The 17,323-nt window shown below is 51.1% G+C and carries 10 protein-coding genes; 2 read left to right on the top strand and 8 right to left on the bottom strand.

The genetic code is table 11. From position 1 onward, the window contains the following. Window positions 1-187, top strand: a 187-nt coding sequence (locus tag B153_RS0114145) for a Tn3 family transposase (RefSeq protein ID WP_026262149.1), incomplete at its 5' end; no start/stop codon positions are given. A gap of 114 nt (window positions 188-301) precedes the next feature. Next, window positions 302-550 (top strand): hypothetical protein, encoded by a 249-nt coding sequence (locus B153_RS0114140; protein ID WP_020597381.1) that lies wholly within the window; start codon window positions 302-304, stop codon window positions 548-550. Window positions 551-816: 266 nt separating this feature from the next. Here the strand turns inward: B153_RS0114140 and B153_RS35200 are convergent, their stop codons facing one another. The 8 genes from B153_RS35200 to B153_RS0114100 all read right to left on the bottom strand — a co-directional run bounded on the left by B153_RS35200 (window position 817) and on the right by B153_RS0114100 (window position 17,099). After that, on the bottom strand, window positions 817-1,218 hold the full coding sequence (locus B153_RS35200; RefSeq protein WP_020597380.1) for a sugar 3,4-ketoisomerase: 402 nt from the start codon (window positions 1,216-1,218) through the stop codon (window positions 817-819). A 50-nt stretch (window positions 1,219-1,268) separates the two neighbouring features. Next, window positions 1,269-3,650 carry a family 78 glycoside hydrolase catalytic domain gene (locus tag B153_RS0114130; protein WP_020597379.1) on the bottom strand — a complete coding sequence of 794 codons (2,382 nt, stop codon included), beginning with the start codon at window positions 3,648-3,650 and terminating at the stop codon, window positions 1,269-1,271. 147 nt (window positions 3,651-3,797) lie between these two features. Continuing rightward, window positions 3,798-5,183 carry an FAD-dependent oxidoreductase gene (locus B153_RS0114125; RefSeq protein ID WP_020597378.1) on the bottom strand — a complete coding sequence of 462 codons (1,386 nt, stop codon included), beginning with the start codon at window positions 5,181-5,183 and terminating at the stop codon, window positions 3,798-3,800. Between the two features lie 12 nt (window positions 5,184-5,195). Then, the gene (locus tag B153_RS35195; RefSeq protein ID WP_020597377.1) at window positions 5,196-6,515 is read right to left on the bottom strand and encodes a glycoside hydrolase family 28 protein; all 1,320 of its coding nucleotides are present in this window, start codon (window positions 6,513-6,515) and stop codon (window positions 5,196-5,198) included. A 31-nt stretch (window positions 6,516-6,546) separates the two neighbouring features. Further along, window positions 6,547-8,661 (bottom strand): alpha/beta hydrolase, encoded by a 2,115-nt coding sequence (locus B153_RS0114115; protein ID WP_020597376.1) that lies wholly within the window; start codon window positions 8,659-8,661, stop codon window positions 6,547-6,549. Window positions 8,662-8,782: 121 nt separating this feature from the next. Further along, on the bottom strand, window positions 8,783-10,264 hold the full coding sequence (locus B153_RS0114110) for a sulfatase (RefSeq protein ID WP_020597375.1): 1,482 nt from the start codon (window positions 10,262-10,264) through the stop codon (window positions 8,783-8,785). Between the two features lie 334 nt (window positions 10,265-10,598). Then, window positions 10,599-14,597 (bottom strand): cellulose binding domain-containing protein, encoded by a 3,999-nt coding sequence (locus B153_RS0114105; protein WP_020597374.1) that lies wholly within the window; start codon window positions 14,595-14,597, stop codon window positions 10,599-10,601. A 36-nt stretch (window positions 14,598-14,633) separates the two neighbouring features. After that, window positions 14,634-17,099: a cellulose binding domain-containing protein gene (locus tag B153_RS0114100; protein WP_020597373.1), complete on the bottom strand. Its 2,466-nt coding sequence runs from the start codon at window positions 17,097-17,099 to the stop codon at window positions 14,634-14,636. Window positions 17,100-17,323 lie beyond the last annotated feature (224 nt).

The raw sequence follows: 17,323 nt of genomic DNA, 5'->3' as shown, positions 1-17,323 counted from the left end.
GGTGTATATGCAGGAAGTGCTGCGGCAGTTAAAGTCGGAAGGTTATCCAGTTGATGAAACGCATTTCGAACACTTGTCTCCTTGCCGCTTTGAACACATCAACCGATTGGGGAAATATAGCTTTGAAAGTAGTTCTGCGTTTGATATTGGAAACCGACGACCTTTACGTCGTCCCGACAAAGAATAACTAAACCCTTAGTTGCTTAACGTGTAAATCTGCCCCATTGGAAGAAGAAGGCCTATAGGCATTGACATTGGGACAGATGGGACTGTTGATAGTTACTATAGACTACCAACTCCCATGGTGTGGATTTTTCGAATTCCTCACCCAGATGACGTAGAGACTTACACTCAAGTGGAGACGATTGTAACGAAAGTAGCCGTAAGCCTCATACCGGCGTCTGCCGAAAAAAAGGCTACAGCATGGGTGGCTCCCCTGAATGAAGACGACGAACCCGATATTAACGGGGCTTTAGCCTTTGAGGGAGTCAATTCGTATGAGGGGGTATTAGTCAAATTAGGATTTACTCCTGCTTTGCCAGCTAACTAACAAGTTAGCTACCCATATATTAATATTAATCAGAGGGACGTTTTTCTGAACGGTTTTTACAAAATGGCCAAATCAAAGCCAACTGCTTTATTTACAGACAGTAAATGGGTTTAGAAAATTAGTATTATTGACAGTTAATTGACCGATTTTGAATAGGGGAGAGGTTGGGTTGCTATTGACCGGTTTTGAATAACCGTCAACACTTGTTCATAGCATACGGTGTTCAATGGTAGACGCACAATCGAGCGATTTCAGGAAAAGTCACATTACAATCCTTCGATTTCAAGATAAGACAGTGCGTAGTATTGACAGCACCTGTAAGGGACCTCTATGTACGTAGTATCCACATAAATCTGATCTGCAAAAACGAGCAGCATAGCATCTGCCGAAAAATTGTGCATCACCCGCCAGTCGGTAGGTTCTACCAGAAGCGTTTGCGTGGGCGAATCAAGCCGAAAGTGCTGATCCATCTCTGAGTTCTGGATATAAATCTGTACCGAGCCTGTCAGGCAAGTTAAGACCATCCGACACGTCTTGTGACGGTGAAAACCACGAACGGTTGTTGCTGGGGTATCGTAAATAAAAAAGATTCTCTTGATGTCACTACCCCAATGCGAGCGTAACCAGTCGAGGTTTTCAATAGCCTGATGAATAATAAGTTTTGCCATAGTTAGGGGAGTATAGTTAAAGGTGTTGAGTCGGCAGAATTACGGTTCGGTTAAGGAATATGAATGGTCTGTTGCCCAGGCTTCAGGGATATGGTTTTCCCTTTCCAGTGCAAGTTCCCAGTCAGTGTCGCGGGTAAGGTGACGGTGCCTTTCAGACCACCTGCTGGTGTTTTGTCGAAATGAACAGCAATATCCCCCCACTGATGAGGTAATTTTCCTTCGGCAAATTGCAACGCCCCTAAATAAGGTTCGATACGGACCGTTTGGAAGCCTGGCGAGGCAGGGTTAATGCCGCACACGGTCGACAAAAACTCGTATAAAGGTGAGGCACTCCAGGCATGGCAATCAGATCGGGTGGGTTCGGGGTTTTCGGCGAAGGTGGTTAGGCCCATGGCCAGCATATCGTACCAGGGCTTTAGCTGCACGATGTACTCATCGCCTATGCCTGCTTTTTTCAAAGCTTGAAACAGGTAAAATTTAAAGTAAAACGTAGCCTGCGTCAGAGTCGAATCCTTGATAGTTTTGCGAACCAGAGCGGTTTGCTGACTGATCGGAATCGCATTGGTCAGTACGGCCAGGATGTTGGCATGTTGACTAAAGCTAGTCTTATCGGGCGTATCAGCGAACAATCCTTTGGCAGCATCCCAGCAGCGATCCAGCACCGCTTTTTTCATCCATCCGGCCATAGCGCGGTAATGAGCCGCTTTGTCCCGCTGCCCATAATGATCGAACAGCTCAGCTGCCATGCCCAACGTGTATACCTGTTGCAAGGTCAGCACGCTGGAACCACCCCGACGAGCACCGGCTGGAACGCCCCCAGCTGTTTCGTCGTTTGCGTTCCACTTGGCCCAATCCACAAAATTCCACCATTCCAGGGGGCCATTTAAGCCGTTCGGTGCCAGCCGCTGTTCGTGCCAGGCCAGCACGCTTTCGATGGCAGGCAGCATGGATTTAATGAATGCATCGTCCTGCCGGTGCATCCAGTAGTCATGCACCATACAGACCCAGAACAGCGAGAAGGGCGGAATTGTCTGAAAAATAGCCGATGGATACCGGCTTTGTGTAAGTCCGTCGCTAAAACGGCTCTGATAAAAATCGGTAATGGCTTTCCGCATCAGCCGGTCGTCGCCCGTTATGTAGAGCGAAATCAGGGCCTGCACGCGGGTATCGGCTACGTATTGGAGTTGTTCATAATACGGGCAATCATAGTAGTTTTCTCCCGCACATAGGAGAGCCGTCCGCCAGCCTACGTCCCAGATAGGCCGCAGGCTGGTGTCACTGCTGACAAACCGGGCTTTATTCTGAAATGGATAACCCGTGTATCGTCCAATCAGGTCGTTTAGAATCAGCGGTTTGTCCAGCGTTTCAACCGTAAGCTGGAGGTATCGGTAGGTTCGGAACCAAAGCGGCCGAAAGGTACGCTTCTGGCCACCATCGCTGATAAACTGGTCGTCGAAACCGAACAGCACCCGCCCATCAATCTCGTTGCGATTCCCTTTCTGGCGTTTGGCGTCCATCATAGCTTCGGCATAGGATAGGGTAATACTGGCTCCTTTTCCGCTACTGACGGTCAGTTCGGGATACGCATTGGTCAGTACACCATTGTCAAGCAGAAAAACGGATTTGGTTCGGGCGGGGATGGTCACGGATGATTTCCCTTGCAGGAAGGCATCCGTCATGGCACCATTGTCAACCCGCCGAACGCTATGGAGTCGTTGCGGATGGTCGTCCATCATCGGAATCGTGCGGGGAGTGAGCTGCCAGAAACCATCGTTGCCCAGGGCGCGGGGTTTGGCTCTAAAACGGAGGTTGGCAGCCGCCACCCAGTCCTGATCGTTAAACGTCGGCAACTCCCATCCCCAGGGGTAACGTTGCCCATCGACCCGGTCGCCATCACCAACCACCATAAATTGACGAAACTTGGCAATGTCGTTTTTGATCGGGGTATAGGCTGGGTTCTGATACACTTTCCAGCTTTCGTTGGTGTTGATCGGTTTTTCCGCGTCGGTATCGCCCTGTACAATAAACCCAGTCTGATAACTGATCTGGGCAACGGGCGTTCCTTCGCCCATGTTCCAGACCTTAGCGGCAACAATATTGGAGCCGGTTTTCAGGTAGGGAGCCAGATCGATAGTCTCGTAATACCAGCTTTGCCAGTTGCCACGAGCTGGCCCTGCCGATACTGCTTTTCCGTTGACAAACAGCTCGTAGCGATTATCAGCCGATACATGCACGATAAATCGAGCGGGTTTTTGCAGGATGTCGAGCGTTTTGCGGAAGTGATAAATGCCATACGCTTTACTCCCTGCCGTCGGGTGAGCAATCCACTTTGCCGTCCAGAAGTTTTGCTGCCAGAAACTTTTGCTAGACTGCGTCTGACCATAAGTAAATTGGCACAGTAATAAGAGGATTAACAAGTACTTTGTTCTCATGAAAAGGGAAGGGGGCAGAGGTAATTGAAGAAAGGATTTAGGGAAAGCTGATCCAGCTAATTGTCGTGCTGTAGCGAACCACATCCAATTCGTCTCTCTGCTGGGTAATAAGTGGCTCCATTGTGTATCCTAGTTATTCATACGCGGCTATTCCACCGACCAGTTTACATCTGACCAGTTCACATGCTGTGGCAAAAGATTCTTCTTTGCCGCTAGGGCTGCTACCCGTCCGGCTGCCTGCCCCATGTAGGCCGCATTGCCTGTAACACGGTAGCTCGAATGGGCCACAAAATCACCACTAATACACCGACCAGCCATCATCAGGCCCTGTACATCTTTAGCAATCAGGGATCGCACCGGAATGTCGTAAGGTTTGCTGGAAGTGCCCCGGCTGTATTGAGTGGTGGTTTCGTCTTCTTTCTTCACCGAATGCACATCTACCCCAAACGTAACCCGGCAAACCGCGTCCTCAAACCGTGACCCTTTTATCAGATCCAGGCGCGATACGGTATACAGTCCATGAATCCGACGGCTTTCCCGAACCCCAATTTGTTCACCCGTAGCCATGAGCCGCAGATTCTCCCACGGCCCACCTAATGATTGTAGACTGTGGATGATCTGATGCACTTCGGCCCGCCCTTTCAGTGTCGCTTCGGTCACTTGGCTAGCATTGGTTCCGTTATAACCGTACTCATGATTCGCCATCAGCATTAGCAGGTCGTCGTAAATCGGGTGCAGGCTGGGCCGGGCGTAGGAAGGTTTATGACCACCCTTGATAATGGCTTCCTCCAATCGTTTTTTCGATGGAGAACCAACTTTGCTGTCGGCTTCGTCGCGGATAAAGTCTTTGATTTCGTTGTACTTAACGCCCGAAATCAAACACAGCATACTCATGGGTTGCCCCTGACCGGCACTGTCGCCGTAGTCGAAGTTACAACCCGCACGAGCTGCCAAATCGCCATCGCCTGTACAGTCGATGAAGATTTTGCCGCCCCAGGCCTCCCGCCCGGATTTCGATTCGGTAACGATATGGGTTAGCCGTCCGTCTTTTTGCGCTGCCGATACCAGCCGGGTAAACAAACGTACCGTTACGTTGGCTTTCAGGCATAGTTCTTCCAGCAGAATTTTCATTTGTTCGACGTCGAACGAGAACGTGCTACCTGTAGGTACGGTAGCGGCTCCCTTTTTCAACCGAAGCCCGTCCTTGATTTCGGCAACCAGCCCTTTCTTATTTTTATTGTCGATGATCCAGGTCAGGCAACCCGACGTCCAGACGCCCCCCAGACACCCATGAACTTCCAGTAGCAGGGTTTTGGCCCCCGTTCGTCCGGCTTCGATAGCTGCAGCCACCCCCGCCGGGCCTGCTCCACAAACAATCACATCGTAGGTATCGACCACCGGGATTTCGCGGGCGGCTTCGCTGATCGTATTGGCTGCTGGTGCGGATACAGTCTGTGCCAAAGCGGCAGCCGGCAGTGAAGCCGAAGCGGCAGCACTGGCCAGGGTTGCGGATAAAAAGTCTCTACGTTGCATATCGAAAAGAAGTTATTGATCTGTTTGTAAATTGGTTAACTCACTCTTGTTGCCTTTGCCACTTTGGTCGATCACGACGTTGCGCATCGTCACCAGCCCGATGGGTTTGGATGGCACACCCACTAACCACCAGCCATAATCACGTGCCGAGCGCACATGAACGTTTTCAAACGTAATCTGGTCGAAATCGGGTGGGAAGTTGCCACCCCGGTAGCTGTGGTAGTCCATTTGCATCCGAATGGCCGCCTGCCGACAACTGTCAATCGTGACATTACGCACCCACACATTACGTACAAATCCACCCCGGTCGAGGTTGGCTTTCAGCGTGATACCCTGCGTGACATTTGGCATCGTGCAGTGATCGACCCAAACGTTTTCGACCCCGCCCGACAGTTCGGACCCTACACAAAAGCCGTTGGCAATCCGCGACCGCAGCGTACAGTTTCGCACCACCACGTTACGGGTCCCCCGGCGTTTCCAGGCATCCTGATCGCGACCGGCCTTGATAGAAATCGGGTCATCATCCGTACTGATATTGCCGTTTTCAATCAATACGTCTTCGCACGAATCGGGGTCAATGCCGTCGTCGTTGGTGATGCCGTGACCGATGGTAAGGTTGCGGATCGTGATGTTTTTCGAGAATACCGGATGAATGGTCCAGAATGGACTTTGCCGGGCCGTAAACCCATCGAGCAGAATGCCTTCACAGTCGTAAAATTCGAGCAGCGTAGGACGTAATTTGTAGCCTTCGCCAAATATCCGTTCGCTTTCCGGTACGCCCGTTTCACCCATTTTTCGCAGGATTGTTTTAGCCTTTTCCTGATCATCACCGTTGGGTTGTTTTTTCCAGGCAAACCAGAATTGGTCGGCCTGCCCGTCGAACGTACCATTTCCCGTAATGGCGATGTTTTTCTGTCCGTTAGCGTAAATCAGGGGCGAAAAATTGTAACAAACGGTGCCTTCCCAACGCACCTGCACAACGGGCAGATAATCAGCCGGATTTGTTCCAAACCGAATGACTACCCCGTCAGACAAATGTAGATTTACGCTCGACAGCATCCGAACCGGACCATTGCAAACGTACTCGCCTTTGGGAACGACAACCCGTCCACCTCCGGCCTTGTGACAAGCTTCAATAGCATGATTCACATCCCTCTGAAAATCATCGCCCGCCTTAACCCGAAACTCTTTTTTAGGGAACGTAGGAGCTTTAATAAGCGCCAAAACAGCCGCTACCTGCCGGTCGAACGTATCGCTGGACGGTGGGTTTTGCGGCTGACCTATCGTGACCAGCCCAAGTAGCAATCCAATATAGATCAGTCGCTTTGCCAAGACGGAAAATGTTAAACGTTGAACAGTTTTTTTATTTCATCAACCATTCCACCAGCGCATCACTTGTCCCCGTTACGCTCACGTGCTTCCATTTCTTCGAATACATAGTCTCTAGTTCCGACATAGTCATCGGTTGTCCACTGCCGTTTACAACGCCTGATAGCCATACCTTTCGGGGAGCAAGTGCTGCAACCAGATCGGGCAGGTCATACGTTGTAATAGCTCCGGCCACCACCGACGGGACGTAACGCGGCAAATACTGTTCCTGCTCAAGCAACGAACGATACGTTGCCAGACCATTCAGCAACGCCAACCGACCGATGGACGGGTTGAGTAATGTAGCGTGCAATACGTCTGGCACAAACGTACCGACACCCACCGCCGAAATCGGCGTTGTTCCCGCTTTCTTCTGGATAAATTCGGTCAATAACTGAATCTCCTCCATCCGGACCGCCACCAAACTTTTCTGGGTCAGTATCCCCGCAAACCATAGGTTCAGCGACGTACTGTCAATCTGCGAGTCGCCACCGGGCAGGGCAGCATTTGCCAATTCGCCCGCTCCGCTCAGGTCGGGAAGCACGACGTTGTACCCCGCCCTGACCAACTGCTCGGCTACCCCGCCTTTTCTGGCGGCTGCGGCCTTCCCTTTCGAGTCGATATACACGATGGTGTTGTTAGTAGCTTGCTGCGGTTTGAACCACACGACGGGCAGGTAATACGCCCCCGGACCTTTTACCAGATACCGTTCCAGATCGTAGCCTTCGTGCGGAAATTTCCCGGAGAAAATCACTTCCTCCAATTTTGGGGGAGTGTATCCTGATGACGCAATTATCTGTTTAATAAGACTTTGCGATGGCATATTGATGGCCTTTTCCGGAGCCGCCGATACCGCTCGTTTCTGGGTCAACGATAATAACGTTTCGCTTTTCAATGACGTAAAAACGTTACCCGTTGGCGTTACCTTAAGTTCGTCGGCACTAAACGGTGGGATTTTCTCATCGGCACTGGAACCTGGATTCTGGAGGTGTTTCTGAAAAAACGCGTAAGTAGCTTCTCGGTTTTTGGGCGTTGACGCATGACCCGCATCATCCTCCACCTTGTCCAGACTGGCTTCGGCTCCCAGGGCTTTGTAGGGCTTTTGGGCTTCGTCGAACAATTCGCGGGCACCGTCCATGCTGAACATATCGCGAGTGGTGGTCACCATTAGCGTCGGACGTGGGGCGCGTACCTCCACCAGATCGCCCAGGTCCAGCCCTTTTGCCAGCATACCGGTCAGAATTTGTTCGGCATCCTGCGGGCCGTTAGAACGGAGCAATTTATCATAAGTAGTGAGGTAACATTCCGGGGCAGCCGCCCGAATGCGTGGGTCCATCGCGGCAATATAAGCACTTTGTGTGCCGCCCCCCGACCGCCCCGTTACACCAATCCGCGTACCGTCGATTTCAGGCCGGGTCAGTAAATAATCGACCGCCCGAATGCCATCCCAGATGAAGTATAGGGCTGGCGCAACCCCCACTATAAACGACTGAGCACCGGGGTACGAATGTTCGAGCGTGGGTTTCAGATCACTAAAACGCTTGCCGCCGTCTGACTTGCCATACTGGATTCGCTCGCCCTGCCCGATGGGGTCGAAGGCCAGCACGGCAAACCCTTTCCGGGCATAGTTCAGCACCATCTGCTGATACACGCCACTCCGAAACGCCGGGGCACCATGACCGCTGCAAAACACAATGGCGGGTAGTTTTTCGCGTTTACCGGCTGGCATGAACAAAGCCGCCGTGACGTAGTAGTTTGGCATCGACTCGAAATACAGCTTTTCAACTGTGATACCGTCCCGTTCGACTTTGCCCGTTACGACCGGGTTGAGGGGTGTTTTTTCGGGAAACGTGCCAATGGCTTCCTGCAACTTTTGCCGTACCAGCGTCTGTCGTTTCTGCCAATCCTGCTGCGTTTTTAGGCTCTGAATCAGTTTTTTGCGCGCGGCCAACTGCCCAAACGCCTGCTCACACAAATGCCGATACAGTGCTCCCGGTTGATTGTTGTAATATTTCCAGTACGGCAATACGGACAGTTCATCGGGCGCCTGCGCCGAAGCGGTTAGATTGAGACAAAGGCCAGCCAGCAATGTTGGCGCAAACAGTTTCATAAATAGGATTTACTACCAGAAGACAAGTAATGACCTAAGAACTACTTACAGGATATTTGACAATTTTTAGTATTTCATGGATAAATCCTTTAGCGCAATTTAGGACAGGAACCCAATTGTATTAGTTTTTTCCGGTTGTTGCCTGGTTGTAATCTGGATTGGGTAGGGGCATTTGCGCCTGTAGCTGGCTGCGCCAATCGGACAGCAGTTTTTTCAATTCGCGGGTTTTGTCGGGCAGTTTCGTCGAGAGGTCGTTGGCTTCCGGCAGGTCATCCCGGAGGTTATACAGTTCGAGTTTGCCCGTTTCATACAACTCTACCAGCTTGTAATCGCCCACCCGAACCGCCCCTGCTGGACGACCCATCTGGTTTGAAAAGTGCGGATAATGCCAGAACAGCGGACGTTGCGAAGCCGGAGTTTTGTCTGGTTGCTGAAACAGTGCCCATTGGCTCTTGCCGTCTACATCCGTGGGCAGCGACGTAATACCCGTCAGTTCGCAAAGTGTTGGCAGATAATCAATGCTGCTGTAATACGTATCCGACACAACGCCTTTCGGCAATTTTCCGTCCCAGCTTACAATGGCCGGAATCCGGGTTCCACCTTCATATACGTGCCCTTTCCACTTCCGTAACGGCTCGTTGGTGGTCGGTGTTGGGCCTAGTTCGGCCATCCCCAGACCGCCGTTGTCGGAGGTGAAAATGACAAGCGTATTCTCCAGCAGTCCCTGCTCTTTTAATGTTTGCATAATGCGTCCAACGCCATCGTCCAGACTTTCGAGCATAGCTCCATAGTTGGGATTATACTTGCCACCGAATTTTTCGTACTTCTGCATATACTTGCTCAGCTTGTCGGCACGGGGAATCAACATAATGTGCGGGGCGGAATAGGCCAGATACAAAAAGAAGGGATGGTTCGACACTCGACGGTCCGACGCTTGACCGTCGGACATTCGGTTTTGGGCATTCTGCCGGATAAACTCAACCCCATAGTCGGTCAGTTTATCGGTCAGGTAAGTTGTGCCCTTGTCCTCATAGTCAGTTTGTTGAGGTGAATCTTTGAGGACGGAATAGTTGTAATAATCCAGCCCGTTTTTACCAATCATGCGGCTGTAGTCGAAACCCTGCGCCCACGGTCCCTGGGTCTGAAGCTTTCCCGCTTCTTTCGATTGCAGGTGCCATTTGCCAATCATGCCCGTCGTATAGCCTTTGTCTTTGAGCAGTTCGGCAAGGGTGGTTTCCTTTTCGTCGAGTTGTGCCTCCCATTTCGGCGGAATCACGGGCGATGCTTTATCGACCCGATTGCCCGCGATATAATTAGTGAGCCGCAAACGGGCTGGATATTTGCCAGTCAGGATCGACGCGCGCGTAGGTGAGCAGACCGGACAGGCGGCATAGGCCTGCGTAAATCGAACGCCGTTCTGCGCCAGTTTATCCAGGTTGGGCGTTTCATGAAATGGGTTGCCATAGCAACTCAAATCTTTCCAGCCCAGATCATCGGCCAGAATGAATACGATATTGGGTTTGGTTGATTGCTGCCCAAAAACAGATAATGTAGTTGCCCACCAAGCTATTAAGCAGACATTGATAACGATTTTCAATTTCATGCGGCTCGAAATTTATACACGTATTATTTATCGGATTTAAGTACTTCAATGGTCGAATTGCCAGTCAGTTATTCGGTTTTCACGTCCAAAACAATTCAGTACACGACGTTGCCCAACGCCCGTTTTAGTTTTGGGGCGTCAATCTCTTTCTTTTCAACCCTAGCCGCCATACTATTGGGGTCATAACGCATCAGTAAATCGAAGTCGCTGCCTTTCAGGATTAGTTCACCCGCTTTGGGTTGTTCGCTGGCTATGGTGGTTAGAAAATGCAGACGGGAACGTAACGTTGGCCATTATACGACCAACGTTACCCTTAAGATATCGTCTACAGCCGTTACTGCTTGAGCAATTTCAGATGCTGTACCTGCTGATCCTGTACTACCCGTAATAGATAGGTGCCTTGTGGCAGTTGGCCAACCCGAATCGGTGTTTTGAAATAGGTCTGCTCCCGTTGCATCGTCTGACCTGTCAGGCCAAAAATCGTTATGTCGATGACTTTTTCAGTGTTGCCCCCATCCAGAATGACCTGATCGTTAGCCGGATTGGGGTAAATCGTCCAGTTTTCCGTTACATTCTCGGCATCGACAGCCGCTACCCGCGCACCGCCCGACGCTGGCTCCGATCCGTAGAGCAACTGGCCTTTGTAGTATACCGTGATCTTGCTGTTAGCCGTCATCGGCCCCACAACTTTGTAGGAATGATCGTCGGTTTCATTAAACGAAGACCAGTCGTTCTTGGCGATCCGATACTGAATGTTACCCGTCGAACTGGAGGGTTCCAGGCTCCCCAGACTCGCCGAAAAGTTGAACTCCAGATACGTGTCGGCACCGGTGCGGGCGGGGCTTGGTTTCACAACTTGCCCTGTGATGTTGTTGCCGCCCAGTGCGGCATAATCGATCCAGTAGTTTAGCGGCTGATTCCCCTCGGCGGTGAACCAGTAACGAACTTTCAGGTCTTTGTAAGCCAGTGCTACGTTGCCCGTGTTCTGAAGTCGCAGGTACGTATTGATCGTGTTGGAATTGGTTGTCTGGTTCTTGTTCTCCGACTCGGCTACCACCTGCGTAACTGAACTCACCGCGCCGGGTTCGACTCCCCAAATCAGCGTTCCATTCCGATACAGAGTTACTTTACTGGTTGTGGCAAAGTCAGTATTGTTCACATACGAATAATCGTCCGCTTCGTTAAAAGCCGTCCAGGTTTGTTTGGCAATTCGGGTTTGAATCAGGCCAGATTGGCCGCCCGCAGCCAGTTGTCCGGCCCCGGCCTCGAAGCCATACTCGACATAGCCATCGGCTCCCTGATGTGGGTCACTCAGCCGAACGTACTGGGTTTTAACCTGCGAGGTTCCCAGTTGCGCCCAGTCGATAAAGGTATTGATGGACGCGTGATTCTCGCTGGTAAACCAGTACCGAACAGTTAACTCCTGATACGGTACAGCCGTACTACCCAGATTCTTGAGTTGGAGCTGGGGAGCAATCTGGTTGTTGGTCAGTTGGCCGTTATCGCCATCTTTGTGCAGCACCTGCAAGGTCGGTGTCGTTAGGTCAACGGTGTTGGAGTAGGCCGACTTCCCCCCGTCGTTCGACGCATAAACGCGATACGTATACGTAATACCGGGTTGCGCGTTAAGGTCGGTAAAGGTAGTGATATTGGCCGCCACAGTTGCCAGATTGGCAAAGCTACCTCCAGCCGGTTTACGCTGAATGGTAAAGCCTGTTTCATTACTGGCGTTGTCGCTCCAGGTCAAAACGGGCTGTGCATTCCCCGACAGACTGAGATTGGTGGGGGCGTTGAGGAGGTCTACGTAAAGGGTTAACAAGGGGCGCTGGCTGGCGTTTGAGGCTTCTCTACTACCCAATGTCAATAAGAGACTCTCCAAGACACTGATTTTCATCGTTAGTAGTCCGCCAAGCTGATCCTGAAACAAATCCGTCTCCAAATCGACTGTATTGACACCTAAAAAGGGGTCCCAGCGGTGCAGTTCTCCCAGCGATGTAAAGGAGCGGCTGTTGTTCCAGGTAATGGTCGTTTCATCCCAGTCATTCTGCTGAATCAAATCCAGCCGTGCGGTCAGGGGATTGGTTGTACTGGCTTCAATGCCACTTGCATACAGACGCAACGTAGCTCGCCGAATGCGTTTGGTAACACTACTTAGATCGAATCGCATAAAGGATTCCCTGGTGGCACTGTTGGTTGCTCCGGCCCACTTCACATTCAGGAAGGTACGAGTTCCGTAATTACTTCCGCTGGTACTAGCCCCCGCCTGCACATACGCATCGGCTACCGGGGTAAAGCTTACCGAATCCTGTGCTACCAGTGGTAGCGTTTCGGCAGTTGTCAGAATGACCGGAGAAGAACCCGCCAGATTAAACGCCGACAAGCGATATTCATAGATCGTTTCGGGTTGTAGGCCCTGGTCAACGTATTGGGTTGTATTAGCGGGCAGATTACTTTGAATATCCTGAAACGAACCATTGGGCATTTCTCGACGCTCCAGCCGGAAACCTGTTTCGGTCGTGGCGCTGTCGGCCCAGGTCAGGGTTAGTTCACGCATCTGAATATTGGATGCCGTTAGGTTAACAGGGGCTTCGGGAGCCGAAACCTGTTCCAGTTCCAGATCATCGATTAGCACCTCTGTCGAACCCGAATTGGTGATAATGAGTTGATCGCCACTGGACGCTGTCAGATCGGCTATGGCAATAACCGCCGTTTCGTCGGTACTAAAACTACTGTAGGTACGTAACACCTGATCGTTCAGTTTCACCGTTACGGAAGGCGAACCCTCGCCTGACAAATTGCGTACTTTGAACCGGATGATTTTAACGGGTTTGGTTAGGGTCGAACGGAGAACACCACTGTTGGCCGCCAAGGCGATAAACTTCGTATCGTTGGGTTTTACGCCCGATGCACCTGCCTGACGGGCCTGGGTGTAGTTCCACACTAGCCCCTGATTTCCCGTAAACTGCCCATCCGAAAAACTGCTGCCGAGCGTTACGTCCGTAAAAGACTCGGTTAAGGTTGGCGACATCAGTTCGAGCAGGTTCATATCCTTGCGATCCCAGAGGTAATTGATCCAGATATCCTTCAGGAAAATATAGCCAAAGGTGATGCCCGTCGGCTCCGTGTGCGTCAAAAATTCACCGTTCGAGCGACCCCGATACCCCGCCTTATATTTATAAAGTAAGTCGATGGAACCGACGCGTATCCGACGGTCAATGTCCTGATGTGCCGCCGTGTTACCCCACAAACCCAGTGTTCGCAAGGACGCATACGTCAGAATGCTGTTCGACCAGCCATCATAGGTGTACCGAACCGAACTCCGCTCGCCAGACCCATCCGACCCTTGTAACTCGTTACACATACCCATAAGCCCCGTCATGGGCGAAATCCGGTTGTTGAGAATATAGGCTTGCCCGCTGTTGGATTGATTGTGGGTGATATGCCGATACATCCGCTCGGTCAGTGCCTGATAAATCTGAAAAGGCTCGTAGGGAACCTCTGCAAATGGGCTGTAATAGCTTTCAAACGTAAACGGCCGTTTAACTCCCTGCTCATTGATGGTACCCCCGCCCTTGTCGGTGCCACCGTTCTCCATCAGGCTTTTCATCTGAGCACGACCTTCGGGAGTGTTGCCATAAGCATAGGTCCAACCGAAAATGATGTTGGTAAATCCCAGACTTTCAAACGTTGCCAGATACGTATCATAGTTAAAATCAGCCAGTAGCTGATTGACCGCAGCCGCGCCACCCCAATACCGGTGAGCCGTAATCATAATACCCACGTAGCCCTCTACGATGTTTGGCGCATTGCGTTTGCCCGCATATTGAAACACATTCAGCAGGCACACCTTTGGTTCGTTATAGTAGTTCTGGAAATAGTTACCCGCCACGGTCAGCGCCCGCATTAGCCAATCACATTTATTGATTTCAGCGGGGGTAAGCTGCCCCCACACGGCTGGAGTATTCTTGGCCAGGGTTAAACTCTGAGCCAGTGCATTGTCGGTCCAGCCCAGAATGGCTCCCCGGCAGGTGGGTTCGTTTCCGCCCGCAATGACACTGCGAATCTGAGACAGCAATCGATTGACAGCGGCCGTATTCGAGGGATTATGGTAGGCTACCAATGCCAGGTAGTTCATGGCCTTTGCCGTGGCCAGCGCGTTATAGGTTGTGTATTCGGGGTTGGTTTCGGGGTCAGCTTTCCAGCGAACCAGATTGGCGTTCAGTGCCTCATTTAGCACATCGGGCGAGGGCGTAAAGGTTTGCGCGTGAGTCGCTATCGTTGCCAGAAAGCAGAAGGAGGCCAGCCAAAACCAGCGGAGTTTGATGTTCCTCATAAATTGAATAGTTTAGAAATTGAAGGAAGAGAAGGTTTATTGTTTGAGGAATTTGAGCTGTTTCACCGTATTTGCTTGCTGAACTTCAAGTAGATATAGGCCTGTAGCGAGTTTTTCGATCCCAATCGGCTTCTGGAAATACGTATGCGATTTCATCAGAACATGGCCATTCACGCCCCGAATCGTTACGTCGATGGGTTGGTCAGGGTTACCACCACTCAGCATAAGCTCTTCACTGGCTGGATTGGGGTAGATGGCCCAGTTTGTACTCACTCCTTCCACATCAATAGTCGCTATACGCGCTCCTGATGCCGTTGGCTCCTTGCCCCAGATGATCTCTCCGTTTCGATAGACAGTTACCTTATTGGTTTGCACAAAACTTGTATTACTTACATAAGAGTAGTCGTCGGCTTCATTGAAGATGGTCTGATTGATCTTACGTATTCGGGTTTCAATACTCCCTGAATTGCCTGTAGCAGGCAGCATACCAGCCGCCGATGTAAAGGTGTACTCCATGTACCGATCTGCTCCCTGACGACCAGGCGATAGGGCATAGTCCTGCATGAGAACATTCCCCGTTCCTATACTGGCCACATCGACGAACGTTTCCAGCGTATTGTGGTTTTCGCTGGTAAACCAGTACCGTAGGGTCAGTGACTGATACGTAATCGTATCTGTAGTCTGTTTAGTCAAGCGAAAATGGGGTCTAAGCTGGTACGTATTTGGAGAACTGGAATTGCCATTTCGTAGCTGGACAAAAACCGCAGCATCCTCCAGTTCGACATCGTCGATCAGAACTTCAGCCGTACCTGTATTATCGATCATGAGTTCCTGCCCCGTCAGTGCGTAGATATTGGGTACATGAACCACCTCAACCTCCGTCGATGAGAAGCTGGTATAGGTGCGTACCGCTGTTCCATTGACCCGAACGGTTACAGCAGGAGAACCAGAAGCCGTCCGGGCACGCACTTTGAACCGAAGTCCTTTTAATGGTTTGGTAAGCGTCGTTCTGAGGTTGCCATTATTGGTAGCTGACAGCGCGATGATGTTGTTATCATCTGGTTTTACCTGATCGCCATTCCCTTTCCGGGCTTGCGTGTAGTTCCAGGTAAGTCCCTGCGCACCGGTAAATGTACCGTTGGTGAAACCACTACTAAGTGTAACAGAATTAAACGACTCGCTAACCGTGGGCGACATGAGCTCCAGCAGGTTCATGTCCTTGCGCGACCACAGGTAATTAGTCCAGATATCCTTCAGAAAGATATAGCCCAACGTGATGCCCGTCGGCTCTGTATGCCTCTTAGATTCGCCGTTTGAGCGACCCTGATAACCTGCTTTGTATTTATAAAGCAGGTCGATAGAGCCTACTTTCATCCGACGGTCAATGTCCTGATGAGCTGCCGTGTTACCCCACAAACCCAGTGTTCGCAAGGTCGCATACGTAAGGATACTGTTCATCCAGCCATCATAGGCATACCGAACCGAACTCCGCTCGCCAGCCCCATCAAGCCCTTGTAACTCATTACACATACCCATCAGCCCCGTCATGGGGGAAATCCTATTGTTAAGTATATAAGCGTACCCGCTGTCCGATTGACTGTGGGTAATGTGCCGATACATGCGGGCGGCCAGTGCCTGATAAATCTGAAACGGATCGTAGGGGATTTCCACGGCTGGCGAACTATAGTCGCCGAAAGTGAAGGGGCGACGCACACCCTGCGTGGCAATAGTGCCACCACCTGCGTCAGTGCCTCCGTTTTCCATCCGGCTCCCCATCTGCGCCCGCCCACTCGATGTATCCCCGAAGTTGTAGGTCCAGCCATAGATAATGTTGGTAAAGCCCAGGCTGGTAAATGCCGCCAGATACCGATCATAATCAAAATGGGCCAGCGTGTCGTTGACGGCAGTCGCTCCTCCAAAGTACTTGTGAGCGGTAATCATAATACCGACGTAGCCTTCCTGAATATTTGGGGAAGTTCTTTTTCCTCCAAACTGAAATACGCCCAGAATACATCTGGCGGGATTATTATGGAAATTCTGATTGTAGTTACCCGCTACGGTCAGCGCCTTCATCAGCCAGTCGCATTTATTCTTCTCGGCAGAGGTGAGTTTAGACCAGACAGTAGACGTATATTTAGCCAGGGTCAGGCTTTGAGCCAAGGCATTGTCGGTCCAGCCCAGAATAGCTCCCCGACAGGTAGGCTCATAGCCTCCCTTAATAGCACTGCGTATCTGCACCAGCAGCCGATTGACAACGGTGGTGTTCGAGGGATTATGGTAGGCTACCAGCGCTAGGTAGTTCATAGCCTTAACCGTCGCCAGCGTGTTATACGTCGTGTATTCGGGATTGGTATTTGGGTCGGCTTTCCAGCGAACGGAATCAGCGCTGAGGGCCTGTGTCAGCACATCGGGTGAGGGTGTAAAGGTTTGCGCGTAAGTCGCTTTTGCGAGGTTCAGGATGAAATAAAAAGCGAGTATGGATGTAAAGCTCAGGAATTTCATAACAAGACAAAGTTGAGGTTGAAGAATTTACGCAAAGGGTAATAGCAGCCAGTCCAGCCCGATTTCGGGTCGGCTGTTTACGTTCGATCAGTCCACTAAAACGGATCAGGGGCGTTGATTGGAGTGCCGGTAAAAGGCGCTGTCAGAAGGAATGTTTCATCTCATCCAGTCTGCAAAAGTTGTTAAGGGCTTGGTTGTCTGTATTGCTGGTTAACCGATGGATG

Source organism: Spirosoma panaciterrae DSM 21099 (assembly GCF_000374025.1).
Lineage (GTDB): Bacteria > Bacteroidota > Bacteroidia > Cytophagales > Spirosomataceae > Spirosoma > Spirosoma panaciterrae.
Note: the sequence above shows the minus strand (reverse complement) of the source record. Positions and strands in the feature narration are given on the sequence as shown.

Bases quoted from the DNA above. Each gene is read 5' to 3' on its own strand.
- B153_RS0114140 (WP_020597381.1), top strand. From the start codon at position 302: ATGGTGTGGATTTTTCGAATTCCTCACCCAGATGACGTAGAGACTTAC.
- B153_RS35200 (WP_020597380.1), bottom strand. From the start codon at position 1,218: ATGGCAAAACTTATTATTCATCAGGCTATTGAAAACCTCGACTGGTTA.
- B153_RS0114130 (WP_020597379.1), bottom strand. From the start codon at position 3,650: ATGAGAACAAAGTACTTGTTAATCCTCTTATTACTGTGCCAATTTACT.
- B153_RS0114125 (WP_020597378.1), bottom strand. From the start codon at position 5,183: ATGCAACGTAGAGACTTTTTATCCGCAACCCTGGCCAGTGCTGCCGCT.
- B153_RS0114115 (WP_020597376.1), bottom strand. From the start codon at position 8,661: ATGAAACTGTTTGCGCCAACATTGCTGGCTGGCCTTTGTCTCAATCTA.
- B153_RS0114110 (WP_020597375.1), bottom strand. From the start codon at position 10,264: ATGAAATTGAAAATCGTTATCAATGTCTGCTTAATAGCTTGGTGGGCA.
- B153_RS0114105 (WP_020597374.1), bottom strand. From the start codon at position 14,597: ATGAGGAACATCAAACTCCGCTGGTTTTGGCTGGCCTCCTTCTGCTTT.
- B153_RS0114100 (WP_020597373.1), bottom strand. From the start codon at position 17,099: ATGAAATTCCTGAGCTTTACATCCATACTCGCTTTTTATTTCATCCTG.